Annotated in this window: 11 protein-coding genes; all 11 read right to left on the minus strand. The window is 60.8% G+C overall.

The features are described 5' to 3' along the window. Window positions 1–187: 187 nt before the first annotated feature. The gene (locus tag AC0L3E_RS02220) at window positions 188–1,171 is read right to left on the minus strand and encodes an ABC transporter permease (protein ID WP_128307559.1); all 984 of its coding nucleotides are present in this window, start codon (window positions 1,169–1,171) and stop codon (window positions 188–190) included. Further along, complete coding sequence (locus tag AC0L3E_RS02225) at window positions 1,171–2,133, minus strand: ABC transporter permease (protein WP_128307560.1); 963 nt, start codon at window positions 2,131–2,133, stop codon at window positions 1,171–1,173. Before AC0L3E_RS02225 ends, AC0L3E_RS02220 begins: the two co-directional genes overlap by 1 nt. Further along, the gene (locus AC0L3E_RS02230; RefSeq protein ID WP_473604149.1) at window positions 2,130–3,653 is read right to left on the minus strand and encodes a sugar ABC transporter ATP-binding protein; all 1,524 of its coding nucleotides are present in this window, start codon (window positions 3,651–3,653) and stop codon (window positions 2,130–2,132) included. The genes AC0L3E_RS02225 and AC0L3E_RS02230 overlap by 4 nt, the downstream gene beginning before the upstream one ends. A 58-nt stretch (window positions 3,654–3,711) precedes the next feature. After that, complete coding sequence (locus AC0L3E_RS02235) at window positions 3,712–4,827, minus strand: sugar ABC transporter substrate-binding protein (RefSeq protein WP_473604150.1); 1,116 nt, start codon at window positions 4,825–4,827, stop codon at window positions 3,712–3,714. 131 nt (window positions 4,828–4,958) lie between these two features. Next, window positions 4,959–5,906 (minus strand): ABC transporter permease, encoded by a 948-nt coding sequence (locus AC0L3E_RS02240; protein WP_128307562.1) that lies wholly within the window; start codon window positions 5,904–5,906, stop codon window positions 4,959–4,961. Next, entirely contained in the window at window positions 5,903–7,486 is a 1,584-nt protein-coding gene (locus AC0L3E_RS02245) for a sugar ABC transporter ATP-binding protein (RefSeq protein WP_128307563.1), read from the minus strand. The genes AC0L3E_RS02240 and AC0L3E_RS02245 overlap by 4 nt, the downstream gene beginning before the upstream one ends. A gap of 66 nt (window positions 7,487–7,552) precedes the next feature. After that, window positions 7,553–8,695: a substrate-binding domain-containing protein gene (locus tag AC0L3E_RS02250; RefSeq protein ID WP_473604151.1), complete on the minus strand. Its 1,143-nt coding sequence runs from the start codon at window positions 8,693–8,695 to the stop codon at window positions 7,553–7,555. A gap of 77 nt (window positions 8,696–8,772) precedes the next feature. Then, the gene (aldA, locus tag AC0L3E_RS02255) at window positions 8,773–10,263 is read right to left on the minus strand and encodes an aldehyde dehydrogenase (RefSeq protein WP_128308064.1); all 1,491 of its coding nucleotides are present in this window, start codon (window positions 10,261–10,263) and stop codon (window positions 8,773–8,775) included. Window positions 10,264–10,304: 41 nt separating this feature from the next. Beyond that, the gene (gene pdxA, locus AC0L3E_RS02260; RefSeq protein ID WP_206631188.1) at window positions 10,305–11,336 is read right to left on the minus strand and encodes a 4-hydroxythreonine-4-phosphate dehydrogenase PdxA; all 1,032 of its coding nucleotides are present in this window, start codon (window positions 11,334–11,336) and stop codon (window positions 10,305–10,307) included. Between the two features lie 228 nt (window positions 11,337–11,564). Continuing rightward, window positions 11,565–12,659, minus strand: coding sequence for a four-carbon acid sugar kinase family protein (locus AC0L3E_RS02265; RefSeq protein WP_128308065.1), 1,095 nt, complete (start codon window positions 12,657–12,659; stop codon window positions 11,565–11,567). Continuing rightward, window positions 12,646–13,518: a DeoR/GlpR family DNA-binding transcription regulator gene (locus AC0L3E_RS02270; RefSeq protein WP_473604152.1), complete on the minus strand. Its 873-nt coding sequence runs from the start codon at window positions 13,516–13,518 to the stop codon at window positions 12,646–12,648. The genes AC0L3E_RS02265 and AC0L3E_RS02270 overlap by 14 nt, the downstream gene beginning before the upstream one ends. Between the last annotated feature and the right edge of the window lie 31 nt (window positions 13,519–13,549).

Here is a 13,549-nt window from a genome sequence, read left to right on the forward strand (position 1 = left end):
TGCCTTGCTTGCTGGGGTTGCCTTGCCAGCCGACCGGCCCGTTTGGGCTTGCACTCGGCCTGATGGATATTTCAATGTCGCGAGAATGCCTGTGCAACTCGCGCTCGGCGCCATCGGTATCACAGCCTTGACTGCCTCATGGACGTGGACACGGCATCCACGTTGGATCGCTGACCGCCATTGGCTTTCAGATGCCTTCCTTCTTGTTGGTGAGCCCGTGCACCAGCAGCATGACCAGGATGATCGCACCGAAAATTATCTGGCGCGCAGCAGGGGGCATTTGCATAACCGACAGGATCGACGACAGAAGCGTGATGAAGATCGCACCAGCGAACGTGCCGATATAGTTCCCTCGGCCGCCCTGAATCGAGGTCCCCCCAATCACCACGGCCGAGATCACCGGCATGAGATAAGGGTCCCCCATGCCCTGATAGGCCTGATTGGTGTAGCCGAGCAGGAGGATGGCGCCGAAACTGGAAAACACCCCGGCAAGGACGAAAGTTGCCACCATAACCAGACGAACCCGCGCCCCGGCGAGAAACACGGCACGTCGCGAATTGCCCAGTGCGTAGAGATAGTTTCCATAAACGGTCCGTTTGAGAACCCAGATGGTGATCGCGGCGACCACCAGCCAAACGAGAAAAGCATTGGGGATGCCGAAGGTCCGGCCGGTCGCCGCCTGCGTCGCCGGCCAGGGAACCTCACCGTTGGGACGGCTGTTGCCGGTGTAGAAGACCGCAGCGCCGAACAGCATGGCGTTGACGGCCAGCGTCCACACCATCGCAGGCACGCGAAAGACGGCAACACCAATGGCGTTCAAGAGGCCGACTGCAATGCCAAGGCATAGTCCCAGGGGAATTGCCAGGCTGGCAACCAGGGGATTGGAGCTGCCAGAGGCCGAGATGACTACGATCGCCGTGCCAGTAATGGTCCACGGTACCGAAAGGTCGATCTCGCCGAGCAGGATCACCAGCATCGCGCCGGTGGCGATGATGCCAAGAAAGGCGGCGATCTGAAGCTGTTGCAGGATGTAGCCGGGCTTCAGGAAGCCGGGATACAACAGGGAACCACCCAACAGCAGAGCCACGCAGCCCAGCGCGATCAGCAGCACCGATACACGGTCTCGGTTGAGCCAGCGGGAGGTAACGGTTCGCTCAGTTGCACCGGTCATCAGCGGTACAACTCAAGCCGGCTGCGCACCCGGAAAACGCCGAGCGCGCCAAGTGCAATTGCAGTTGCGAGGATCAATCCCTCGAAGAACGGTTGCGCCAATGGCGGCAGGCCGGAGAAGAACATCAGCGACGAGATGGTCTTTAGGATCAAAGCGCCGATCACTGCGCCGATGGGGCTGCCAACACCACCGCTTAGCGCAACACCGCCCAACACGACGGCGGCGATCGAGTTCAGCGTGTAGGACGGCGCAATATTCGGATCGCCAGTCAGCGTAACCATACTGACATAGGTGCCGGCAAGAGCTGCGACAAAGCCGCTGCTGCCGTAGGCGACGAGCTTCAGCCGGTTCACGCGAAGGCCGGTCATATAAGCCGACTGTTCGGACGACCCGATAGCGTAGAGGCCGAGGCCGATGGCCGTGCGGCGCAGAAGCACCAGCAATACGACGAGAACGATGACAAGAATGACCGCCGAGACCGGGATGCCCGCTACTGCATAGGTGAGCGCGTCCGACATTGTCTCATCGATGCTGCCTCCAGGCGTTGGCCTCAGAAGCAGGGCGATGCCGCCGAATATGCCACCCGTCGCCAGGGTCGTGACGATTGGCTGCACCCCTCCGTAGACGACCGCAATCCCGTTCACCAGTCCGCAGGCCACCCCGACGGTGAGCACCACCACCATGCCAAGGGCGATCGACGTGGGAGATCCGTGGAGGAGGAAGGATCCCATCACGTTGGTCAGCGCAATGATCGACCCTACCGAAAGGTCTATGCCCTTGACCAAAACGACAAAGAACTGGGCGATCGCGGCGAGCCCAAGCAGCGTCCCCTGGTTCGACCAGATGGTAACCACATAGGTCGAAAAGCCGCGCGGATGAATGGCGATATAGCCAGCGAAAAGTATCACCAGCGCGAGCGCGGCGATCGTTTCCCTGGCATTTTGGCGAAGCCAGGTCATCATGCTTGGACCCCAGCGTGAAGGTGCACGTTCATCGAGGCGGCGATGAGGGCATCGGCGGACAGGTGATCCCCCGTCAGTTCCTTGGCCACACTGCCCCGGTAGAAGACGTACACCCGGTCGCACAAGTGAATGAGTTCTTCATAGTCGGTCGATTGCAGGATCACGGCCATTCCTTCGGCCGCCAGATCCGTGAGCAGCCTGTAGATCTGCGCCTTGGTCGGCAGGTCAATGCCGCGGGTAGGGTCCATCAGCAGCAGACATTTGGGCGACAGCACAAGCCATTTGGCCAGTACCACCTTCTGCTGGTTGCCGCCCGACAGCGTCGCGATGGGATCGTCCAGCGAACCGTAGGTCAGGGCCAGACGTTCGATCAGCTCCTGCAGCCGGGCCTCGCTGGTGCCGTCCAGGTCAAGCAGGCCGAAGGGGGCCCGCCCAAGGGCCGCCAAGCGCATGTTTTGCGCAACAGACATGCTGGGGATCAGCCCCTCGGTCTTGCGATCCTCAGGCACGAGCGCCAGACCGATATCGGATTGTTTCACCCTCGGCGGCTTGAGGCCATTCAGGCGCTTGCCATTGAGCGTGATGCGGCCCGTCACTCCGCGCAGCACACCGAAGACGGCATGCATGATCTGCTGCTGGCCCTGTGCGTCCAAACCGCCGAGCCCGACAATTTCGCCCGCGCGCGCTGCCAGGGATACATCGACAAGCTGGCCTGCCCAGCTCACGTTAGACACATTCAAAACGACCGGCGCCGTGTCAGGCACAGGCGCGCGGCGTGGTGGAAAGAGCTCTTCCAGCGAACGGCCGATCATGAGGCCGACGATCTCGTCGGTCGTGCGCGCGCCAACGTCGAAGGTCTCGATATGTCTGCCATTGCGGAAGACCGATATGCGGTCGGCGATGGCGTGGACCTCGTGCATGCGATGCGAAATGAAGAGGATCGCGACACCTTGCTCCTTCAGCATTCTCAGGACACCGAACACCGTTTCGACGAGCTCGCTGGTCAACGCCGACGTCGCCTCGTCAAGGATAAGAAGCTTGGGTTTGCGGAACACGGCCTTGGCGATTTCCACAAGCTGTCGTTCCGACAGGGACAGGCCCGAAACGCGAGCGCCAAGCGGGATCGACTTGGCCCCGACAAGATCCAGGGCCTCGCGCGCTTCACGATAAACGCTGCGCTCTATCATCCCCATCCGGGTGCGCGGGGCCGCGAGCACGATATTGTCGCCAACCGAAAGATGCGGCATCAGCGACAGCTCTTGGAACATGCAGACAGTGCCCTGTTCGGCCGCCTCCCGCGGGGAGGAGAAGCGCACCGTCTGCTCGCCGATGGAGATCGTTCCCGCGTCCGGCTGGATGACACCGGCCAACAATTTCATCAGGGTCGATTTGCCCGCGCCATTCTCGCCGAGAATGGCGTGCACCCGTCCCGGTTCGCAACGGAAATCCACTGCGGTCAGCGCTGGAACGCCGCCATAGGATTTTGACACCGATTTCAGTTCAACATAGCGATCGGCCATGCGCGCTCCGTTGCTACCGACCTGGCTGGCCTAAACGCCGGCCAGGTCGCGTCATAGCTCAATTGGCGTTGTCGGCCGTCTGGCCTTTCAGCTCATCGGGCGTGAACACGGGGAAACACTGCGGAAAGCCGGTGGCCGTGTAGAAGGTCTTTGGCAGATCGGGGAAAAAATCCTTGCCTTCCGCCAGATCCGCATTGTTCTTCTGGGGGATTGGCAGGAACACCTTCTGCGGCAGCGCATTGCCCTCCAGCAACACGACCGAGGCCTCGAGCGCCATAGCGGCCAGCGCCGGCGCCTGGGCAGCGGTGATGCCAGGATACTTGCCCTTGTTGACCAGCATGCGCGTGCCGTTGCCGGCATCGAACCCGACCGGGACGACCGGGTGCTTCGCGGCGGCCATCGCCTCGAGTGCGCCAACCGAGCCCTCTTGAACGACAATGCCATCAAAATTGCCGTTGGTGGCAATGGCGTCGGATGTCACTTTCGAGGCCGTGCCCACATCCCAGTCACCCTCGACCTTGACCACCTTTAGCTCGGGATATTTGGAGAAGACCTCGCTGAATCCCGCTTGGTTGTCACGGTCGACGCTGTTGCCCGGAACGCCGTCGATTTCGAGAACCTGACCCGAGACATTGCCCTTCTTCGCCTTGATGCCATCAACCACGGCCTGCGCCTTGATCCGGCCAAGTTCGACCTGATCTTCGTTGATTTGCACGATCTGGTCGGAGTCGAGCACGTTGTCATAGGTCACCAGCACCACACTGGCTTGCTTGGCGCGCCTCACGACTGCGTCGAAGGCGGTGGGATTGACGGCATTGATGATCACGGCGTCGTAGCCGGCGGCGATGAAGTTGTCGATCGCCGAGATCTGCGCCGTGGAATCGTTGCCAACCGAAACGATCTTCAGCTCGGACAGCTTGGATTTGATTTCGGGACGGGCGCCCCAGGCTTTGGCGGTCTGAATGGAATTCGCACGCCAATCGTTGCCGACATATCCGTTGACCAGGGCAATTTTGTAGGGTCCGGCCCTCTTCGGATAGGAGATCACCGAGGCACTGTTTGGCGCGGGAGCATAGCAGCCGGGCTTGTAGGTGTCTTGCGCCCAGGCACTGGTGAACATTGTGGTGGATGCAGCCAGAGCACCCAACATCAGAAGCGTCATACGTCTGGTCATTTCACTTTCCTCCCTGTTTCTCCAGCGATGCTGGTTTTCAAACTGAAACTCAACTTTCCTGCGCCGCGGCTACCGCCGCGGAGGCCGGATGCTCGAATGCGTGCATCTGGCCCGATCATTGGGTCTGCTCTTCAACGCCGGTTCAACGAGACGGCAATGATGATGATGGCTCCCTTGATGACCTCCTGGATGCTGGTCGATAGACCGAGCACGAGAAGGCCAAATCCGAGAATGCCTATGAAGATTGCGCCGACGACGGAACCGACGATTGATCCATAACCGCCAAAGAGACTTGTCCCGCCTATGATCACGGCCGCGATGACATCCAGTTCGAGACCCGCTCCCAGGCTGGGATTGCCGGCCGTGGAGCGGGCTGCGAGCATCAGGCCAGCAAGGGATGCGGTCATGCCGGATAGTACAAAGGCGAAAATCTTGACGCCGTCCGTGCGCACACCGGAAAAGCGCGCGGCAACAGCATTTCCACCGGTCGCATAGACACGTCTGCCGTAGGGCATCTGATGCAGCAGGTAGTAGCCGACGGCCGTAAGGACGATCGTCCACCAGATCGGTGCCTGTATGCCCAGAAAACTGCCGTTCCAGAACAGATCCGAAAAATCATCGTCGACGATCGACACTGGCCGGGTGCCGGTGATGGTCAGCGCCAGTCCGGAAAAGATGGACAGCATGCCAAGCGTTACAAGAAACGATGGAATGCGCAGTTTTGTAACAAGCACGCCCGACACCGCGCCGATCGTGGCCCCGGCGCCCAACACCAGAAGGGCGGCAACATAGGTGGGGACACCTTGATCGAGCAGCAACGCTCCGATCATGCCTGAAAAGCTGGCAACCGACCCGACCGACAGGTCGATTTCGCCGCAGATGATGACGAACGTCATGCCGATCGCCATCACGGAGACGATGGCTGTGATGCGCAGAACCGCGCTTGCGGTTGAGACCGACGCGAAGTGGGGGGCGAACAAGACGAAATAGAGGGTGATCGCCAGGAAGATCACATAGGTAACGTGATCGCGGAAAAAATTCATCGCATTTGCGCTCATCGGCATCGAGGACGGTTTCATGCTGCAACTCCCTGGACGCGTACTGTGGTTTGCCTGGCGACCTCGGCCTGCAGCAACGCGCGAAGCCCGGTCTCGTCGTGCGCGCTGCCCATGCTGCGCGTTATCCGCCCCTGCGCCATCACCAGAATGCGATCGGACAAATCCAGAAGTTCTTCGAGTTCCGACGAAATGAGCAGCACGGCGACGCCATCGCCTGCCGTGCGGCGCACAAGCTCGCGCATATCGCGCTTGGCATTGACGTCCACGCCGGAAGTTGGCTCATCGAGGATCAACAGCTTCGGCTTCATTGCCAGCCATTTTGCGAAGACGATCTTCTGCTGATTGCCGCCCGAAAGCTCCTGGGCTTTTTGTAAGGGACCGCGGCACAGGATATTAAGGTCGTCGCGGTATTGTCTGAACAGAGCCGCTATCCGGGCCTTCGCCATTGGTCCAAAGGGACCCGCGAGCGAGAAATCGGAAAGGCGGGGAAGCGCAAGATTCTCCTCGATTGAGCGCCCGCCAACAAGCCCTTCGAGCCGGCGGTCTTCTGGAACAAGCGCGACACCAGCAGTGATGGCCCCGCTGACGCTGCCCGGCCGAACGGATTCCCCTGCGACGGTGATGTGGCCGGATACATCCGGAAGGATACCGAACAAAGCCTTTCCCAAGGTCGAGCGGCCGCTGCCGACAAGCCCGGCAAGACCGACGATCTCCCCTGGATCGATCGAGAACGATACGTCGGACAGCTTGCGCGACGTGGCTAGATCGCGGACCTCAAGGGCCGGCGCCCCAACCGACGTTGCCGGGCGGCGTTTCGTGGGCGCTGCTGCGGTCGGCAAAGGCACGTCGCCCTTTGGCCGTGACATCATCGCGGCGATATCCTCGATGGAGGTCTTGCTCGGATCAAGTGGGCCAACCAGTCGCCCATCCTTGATGATCGAAATGCGATCCGAAAGCCGCAGCACATCGGCCATGCGATGGCTGATGTAGACGATACCGATTCCGCCCTGCTTCAGCTGACCGATGGTGCGAAAAAGCGTTTCTTCCTCGTGGATGGTCAGAGATGAAGTCGGCTCATCCATGACGAGCAGCTTGGCGCCTCGCGAGATCGCCTTGAGGATCTCGACCATCTGCCGTTGGGCGAAGGCCAGATCGCCCACGCGCGCGGAAGCATCAAGCGAGAAGGCGTACCGCTCGATCAGAGCCTGGGCGTCACGAACCATTTTTCTACTGTTGACACGCCGGCCAAAGGAGAGGGGCTCGCGTAGGACAAAGAGGTTTTCGGCAACCGAGCGGTTCGGCAAGACGCTCAGTTCTTGGAAGATCATTGCAATACCGCGGTCGATCCTCTCGCGAAGCGACAAGGCGGTGACGTCCTCTCCGGCGAAAAGAATGCGGCCTTCATCCGTTTGATAGGCTCCCATGAGGATCTTCATGAGCGTCGATTTGCCCGCACCATTCTCGCCGAGCAGCGCGTGGGTTTCACCGGCCATGACCTCGAACGAAACGTTGGACAGCACGCGGTTCGCGCCAAACGACTTGCTGATGCGCTGCATCGCTACGATCGCGTTCCGGGACGTTGAGGTTTTGGCTTCGGCCATGACGATTTTCTCGATCGCTTGGGAGAGCGTCGGCGGGACTGCTGGAGCCCGCCGACGAAAAAGGGGCTAGAAGCATTCGCCGTTGCAGATTTTTACCACCGAGGCGGGAGCATCTTCCTTGGTGACCTGCTTGAGGGCACTGAGAAGGTCGAGCTTCTTGACGCGCAACGTCGGCACCGAGATGTATGGCGGGACGTCATGTCCAAGCAATGCAAGCGCGGCTGCCTTGGCCTCGGCGACGCCCTGGTCATAGGGACGCTGCGCGCCTACTGCCAGGAATTCGCCACGTGCAACGTTCAGCGCACTGTCCGCGGCAATGTCATTGGTGGTGACGACGATATCGCGACCGAGTGTCTTTGCCGCGGCCACGACTTGCTGGGCGGGCGTGTCCCAGGCAACGAAAATACCCTTCATGTCAGGATGCGCCGTCAACATTGCGGTGGCAACTTCGTAAGCCTTCTCTGGCGCCGTGAAGGTACCGACATCCGCGACCTTGATGTCGGGATGTTCGCCGAACGCCTTCAAGGCCCCGATCTTGCGGGCCGCGACCGAGTAGTAATAGTCATAAACCAGCGTGATGATGCCGACCTCACCCTTGCCACCAATCGCCCCGACAAGTTCCTGCGCAGCGAAATAGGCGTTCTTCTCATTGTCAGAGGCGACAACGGTCACATAGTCCTTGCCCGGCGCCATATCGACCGGGACGTTGTCCATGAAAACCAGCTTGATGCCGGCTGCCGCCGCCTTCTTGTAGGCTTCGGACTCAGATTTCGGATCGATCGGAATCGAGAAGATCACGTCCGGCTTGCGGGCGGTCATCTGCTCCAGATCGCTGATTTGCTGGCCGGGCTGGAACTTAGCGTCGGTGGTTCCGACGACTTCGATACCGAGGTCCTTGAGCGTGTTGCTGATTCCTGCGACCTGCAACTGAGGCCAGCCGGCATCCATGGTGTGCATCACCAGTCCAGCGGTAAACTTTCCAGCCTTGAGCTTGGCAAGGTCCTCATCGGAGAATTTCAGCACGTCTGGCGACACCGCCGGCGGACCGTCCGGGAAGCCTGGGACGGGTTGACCCCTCGGCGATAGGGGCAGCGGCTCGAGCAGAGCTTTTGCTTCCGGTGGAATGGTGTCATCTGCGCGCGCCGACGATGCGGCCAATCCCGATAGCGCCAAGGCCAAAGCGGCCGCCATAAATCCACGATAGTGCATTTCATTTCCTCCCGATCATATGAAACGGCCGTAGCGGCCGGGTGGCGACCTGGCTGGTCGTACTGGTTGGGCGCTGCTCAGCGCCCGTAAGGCATCAATGCCGCCGTGGCGGCACCTGAATAGTTCACGTAGACAGTCTTCTTGCGCATGTAGCTCTCGAGCCCATGCACGCCGTCGTCACCGCCCAGTCCGCTTTCGCGGAAGCCGACATGGAAACCCTGCAGCATTTCCGGGCCAATCCGGTTCACGTAGATCTCGCCGAATGAAACCTCGTTGACGGCGTTCATGACGCGGCCCAGATCATTGGTGAAAAGATAGGCCGACAGGCCATAGTTGGTGGCATTGGTGATGCTGACAGCCTCCTCGAAGGTGTCGAAGGGCATGATCGGCACGACCGGGCCGAAGATTTCGCGCGTCATGATCGGCATGTCAGCCGTCACGTCGGTCAGTACGGTCGGATTGAGCCAGTAGCCGCCATCGATGGGCGCCTTAGTCGGGCGTCCGCCGGCGAGAGCAAGCCTCGCGCCGCCCGCTACGGCTTCCGCAAGGACCGCCTCGACCTTTTCCAACTCTTCACGACTGACTTTCGGGCCGATATCGGTATTTGCCTGCATCGGATCACCGACGACGAGCGACTTGGAGAATTCCACAAAGCGTGTGACGAACTGATCGTAAATCGAACGATGAACAAGCGTGCGTTCGTTGCATATGCAGACCTGTCCGCAATTCATGTAGCGCGACGTGGCTGCGGAACGAACCGCCAGGTCGAGATCGGCATCAGCCAGGACGATGAATGGCGCCTTGCCGCCAAGCTCCAGCGAAACAGGCGTCAGATTGCGCGAAGCATTCGCCATGATGCGCTTACCGGTCGGTACGCTTCCCGTCATGGTGATGAGGTCGACGCCGGGTTCCGTGCAGAGCACTTCGCCTATGGTCTCACCTCGTCCCGTTATGATGTTCACGACGCCGGCCGGCACGCCCGCTTCGACAAAGATGCGAGCCATTTCGAGCGCCGAAAGTGGCGTGTCTTCATGCGGTTTGAGGACGATGGTGTCACCGGCGATCATGGCGGGCGCCACCTTTCGACTGACCAGGGCGCTCGGGTAATTCCACGGAATAATGGCGGCGACGACGCCTACCGGCACACGCTGTATCCAGACCTGCTCTCCCGCGTAGTCGGATGGCAGGATTTCACCTTGAATGCGACGGGCAAACTCGGCGTAGTAGTCGAAGAACTCGGCCGCGCCGCCGACTTCACCTATTGCTTCATTGATCGGTTTGCCTTGTTCCCTGACCACCACCTCGGCCAGATGTCGGGCGTTCTGCCGGATCAAGACCGCGATCCGCTTCATGATCGCCGCACGGGCAAGAGGCGCTTTGAGCCCCCAAGCCTTCTGCGCCTTGCGGGCGGCCTCTATCGCCTGGCGAGCCTGATCCGGGCTTGCCTCGGGCACGTCGACAAAGGCCTTGCCATTGGCCGGATTGATCACCGAACGCGTGCCGGCTTCGCCGGTGACAAACTTCCCGTCGATCAACATGAGATAGGATTTCTTGTCTTCTGCTGCCATGGTTCAATCCGCTTCCGCGTGCGTTGCAGGCGTGCCGACGCCTAAGGGTTGGATTTCGCTGCCGCCATCTGGACCGCGAACTCGATCGCTTCGACCAAACTGTCCTCATTGGCGATGCCCTTGCCGGCGATGTCGAAGGCCGTGCCGTGGTCGACGGAGGTGCGGATGATCGGAAGGCCGAGCGTGACATTGACACCGGAGAGCGCTTTCCACTCACCGGTCGCGGGATCGATGTTGAAGCCGAGCAGTTTCACCGGGACATGGCCCTGATCGTGATACATCGCGACCACCGCGTCATACTGGCGGGCGCGCAACTTGACGAAAACCGTATCGCCCGGAACAGGCCCAAACACCGCAAAATCGGCGGACGTGTAGGAGGCGACGACCGGGGTCGTAATGTCGATATCCTCACGGCCGAAAATGCCGCCTTCGCCGGCGTGCGGGTTGAGCGCGGCGATCGCAATGCGGGGATGGGCAATGCCGAGGCCGCGCAACGCCTCGACCGTCAGCTGGATAACCCGCCGCAACCGAGGTTCGGTCAGTTTCGACGGAACCTGGGCCAGCGCTACATGGGTCGAGACATGGCTGACGCGAAAATCGCCATGGGCGAGCATCATCACGGAATCGCGGGCGCCTGTCAGTTCTGCCAGCATGTCGGTGTGACCGGCATAATGATAGCCGGCCAGATTGAGCGCCTCCTTGTTGAGGGGAGCCGTAACGATGCCCGCAATTGAACCGGCCTGCGCCAGGCGAACGGCCTTTTCGATCGCCAGATAGGCGAGGCGCCCGCCTTCCGCCGACAAGACGCCTGTCTCGATAGGTGTGCGTTCGGGGCCGGCTTCGAGAATGGCTAGCGGCGGAAAAACCCCGGTGGCCGAAGCTGACGGTTGTTCCTCCTCAATGCGCCCGGAAATCGTCTCCATCGCACGCATCGCGGTGACGCTGCCGAGGATCAGAAGGGACAACGATCCGTCGGCAAGGCGCGGTTTCAGCCGTGCGCATGCCTTGGCGATGATCTCGGGGCCGATGCCCGCAGGATCACCCATTGTGATGCCGAGTCTTGGACCAGACATGAACGCCTCTAATCGGTCAATTGTGATCATCTTCTAATCCTTATAACCATCAATGCGCAATAGTTTTCTTTGGCGGTCATTCGTAATCAACGGTGCGGTGAAAATCGGCATGTTTTTCAACCCCTCCGAGGGAGGCGAGCCCATATCCCGGGCTGCTGACCGTCGTTTGACGTGATTTGACCGGCCCGAATGACCCGCCCCCATGCCTTTGGCCGGCGACGGTCTTGATCAGCGATGGGCTGGAGTCGCGAGCCTGCAGAAGAGGGCGCTGTCGCCGAACGCGCCAGATTTCGAGATTGTGGCCAGCCCCTTGAAAACACCGCCTTCGATCCTGGAAATCGGAAGCCCCGGCTCGATCTCGCTCTCGACCGTGAGTTCGACGACGCCCAGGCTGGAGCACACCGATCGCAATGTTTCACCGCCGGTGACGAGCAGCGTTCCGGGCTTTGGCAAGCCGTCGAGAAGCGAGGCAAACACCTTGCCGATATGATCTGCCACCGCGTGGCGATCTCCCGATGCAACGACGGTGACAACCGACGGCGCACCTCGCATGATCCGTTTCGCCAAGTCCCTTTTCGCTTTGTCGATGTCGCGTTCCACGACGATATGCGCATCCGCATTCTCGGCGGCAAAAAAGGCCACCTGTCCCGCTGTGACTTCGTGATTTGTGCCGACAAGGCCCAGGAATGGGGCGGGCAGTGCCGGAACAGGCTTGTGTGGTATGCTTAGGTGTCGTGCCAGCGCTGCAGCGAGGCCGCCCGTACCAACCCAGAGCGTCCGCGGCGCGCTCGCCGTGGCAACGATCTCGTCCAGGTCCTTGTCCGTTTCGGCGTCGTAGAGTGTGATGAAATGAACCGGCCGCGCGCCCGGTACCGACCGGCCAGACGAAAAGCGCTGACCCAGGCCGGCGACGATGTCGGGACCTACCATTTCGGACCGGTCGAGCCGCCATTGACGCCCAAGACGTGTAACGCGGCCCTGAAAGGGGAACGCGGGTGCCAGAACAACGCGCTGGTACCCACCCTCGACGATGCAGGCTTGTATTTCGGCGATGACGTGACCGCGCAGAAGGCTGTCGATCTTCTTGAAACTCAGTTGTCCGGCGGCAAGCCACGGCGCGTACCTCGAATGTCTCGCGACGGCGGTTGTCTCGGCACCCTCACGTGTGGCGATATCGACAGCCAAACGCCCCGAGAGCGCACGATCCAGTTGCCAGCTCACGCCGACACCGTGGCCTGGCGAGGCGAAGCAAACCGCGCTGTCCAGAGCGCCAGTCAGGTCGTCCGCGATGATCCGGATATCGACAGTCTCAAGAGCGCTCAACTGAAGAACCCGGACGGCTGACGCGCACGACGCGGACGTTCACATCGAGCGTCCGAAGATTGGTGAGGTTGGCCTGATCGATGCCGTCATCGGTAATGATCTGGTGGATGTCGGCCAGGCGGCAGATGGTGCAGAAATTGGGAGTGGTGAATTTGGAATTGTCGGCAAGCACGACCACCCGGCGTGCCGCGGCGATCATCGCCTGCTTCATCGCCGCGACCTCGAGCGAGGTCTCCGTGAGCATGTCCCCGGTGATGGCATGCGTGCCCAGAATTGCCACATCGGCGTGGATGGTGCGCAGGAAATTCTCGCCCGGCTGGCCAACCAGAGTTAGGGAACCCGGCTTGCAGGTGCCTCCAAGCATGACGAGGCGTACTCCCGGCACGGTTGCGAGTATCTGCGCGATCGCCAGACTGTTGGTGACGGCAGTAAGCGCAATGGGTGCAGCCGCGATGGCGCGGGCGACTTCCAGGACAGTCGTGCTTGCATCGAAAATGACACTCTGCCCGGGGCGAAGTTCCGACATCATGGCCGCGCCTATGGCCTCCTTCTCGGCCCTGGCGAAGTGTGCGGCAGTGGCGAGATCTGGCTCGAAGGTGGCGAGTTCCGTGCGTTGAAGCATCGCTCCGCCATGCGTTCGCTCCAATGCTCCCTGCCGCTCAAGTGTCTCGAGGTCGCGCCGTATGGTCGAAGGTGACGCGCCGATGAGATCGATGAGTTCCTGAACGCCGACGGTTCCTTCCCGTTTGAGGCATTCGAGAATGAAAGCATGGCGCTTGGCCGGAATCAGATCGACCCGTCCACGCCCGCCATCGTCTTCCCATGACCCGGCGGACGCCGAGGGCCCGGTATCTTCCACCGTTGATTTTCGAACATTCCTTGCCACGTTC

Source organism: Mesorhizobium sp. WSM4822 (assembly GCF_055811155.1).

Coding starts and splice junctions, on each gene's coding strand:
- AC0L3E_RS02235 (WP_473604150.1), bottom strand. CDS start 4,827: ATGACCAGACGTATGACGCTTCTGATGTTGGGTGCTCTGGCTGCATCC.
- AC0L3E_RS02250 (WP_473604151.1), bottom strand. CDS start 8,695: ATGCACTATCGTGGATTTATGGCGGCCGCTTTGGCCTTGGCGCTATCG.
- AC0L3E_RS02225 (WP_128307560.1), bottom strand. CDS start 2,133: ATGATGACCTGGCTTCGCCAAAATGCCAGGGAAACGATCGCCGCGCTC.
- pdxA (WP_206631188.1), bottom strand. CDS start 11,336: ATGTCTGGTCCAAGACTCGGCATCACAATGGGTGATCCTGCGGGCATC.
- AC0L3E_RS02220 (WP_128307559.1), bottom strand. CDS start 1,171: ATGACCGGTGCAACTGAGCGAACCGTTACCTCCCGCTGGCTCAACCGA.
- AC0L3E_RS02230 (WP_473604149.1), bottom strand. CDS start 3,653: ATGGCCGATCGCTATGTTGAACTGAAATCGGTGTCAAAATCCTATGGC.
- AC0L3E_RS02245 (WP_128307563.1), bottom strand. CDS start 7,486: ATGGCCGAAGCCAAAACCTCAACGTCCCGGAACGCGATCGTAGCGATG.
- aldA (WP_128308064.1), bottom strand. CDS start 10,263: ATGGCAGCAGAAGACAAGAAATCCTATCTCATGTTGATCGACGGGAAG.
- AC0L3E_RS02240 (WP_128307562.1), bottom strand. CDS start 5,906: ATGAAACCGTCCTCGATGCCGATGAGCGCAAATGCGATGAATTTTTTC.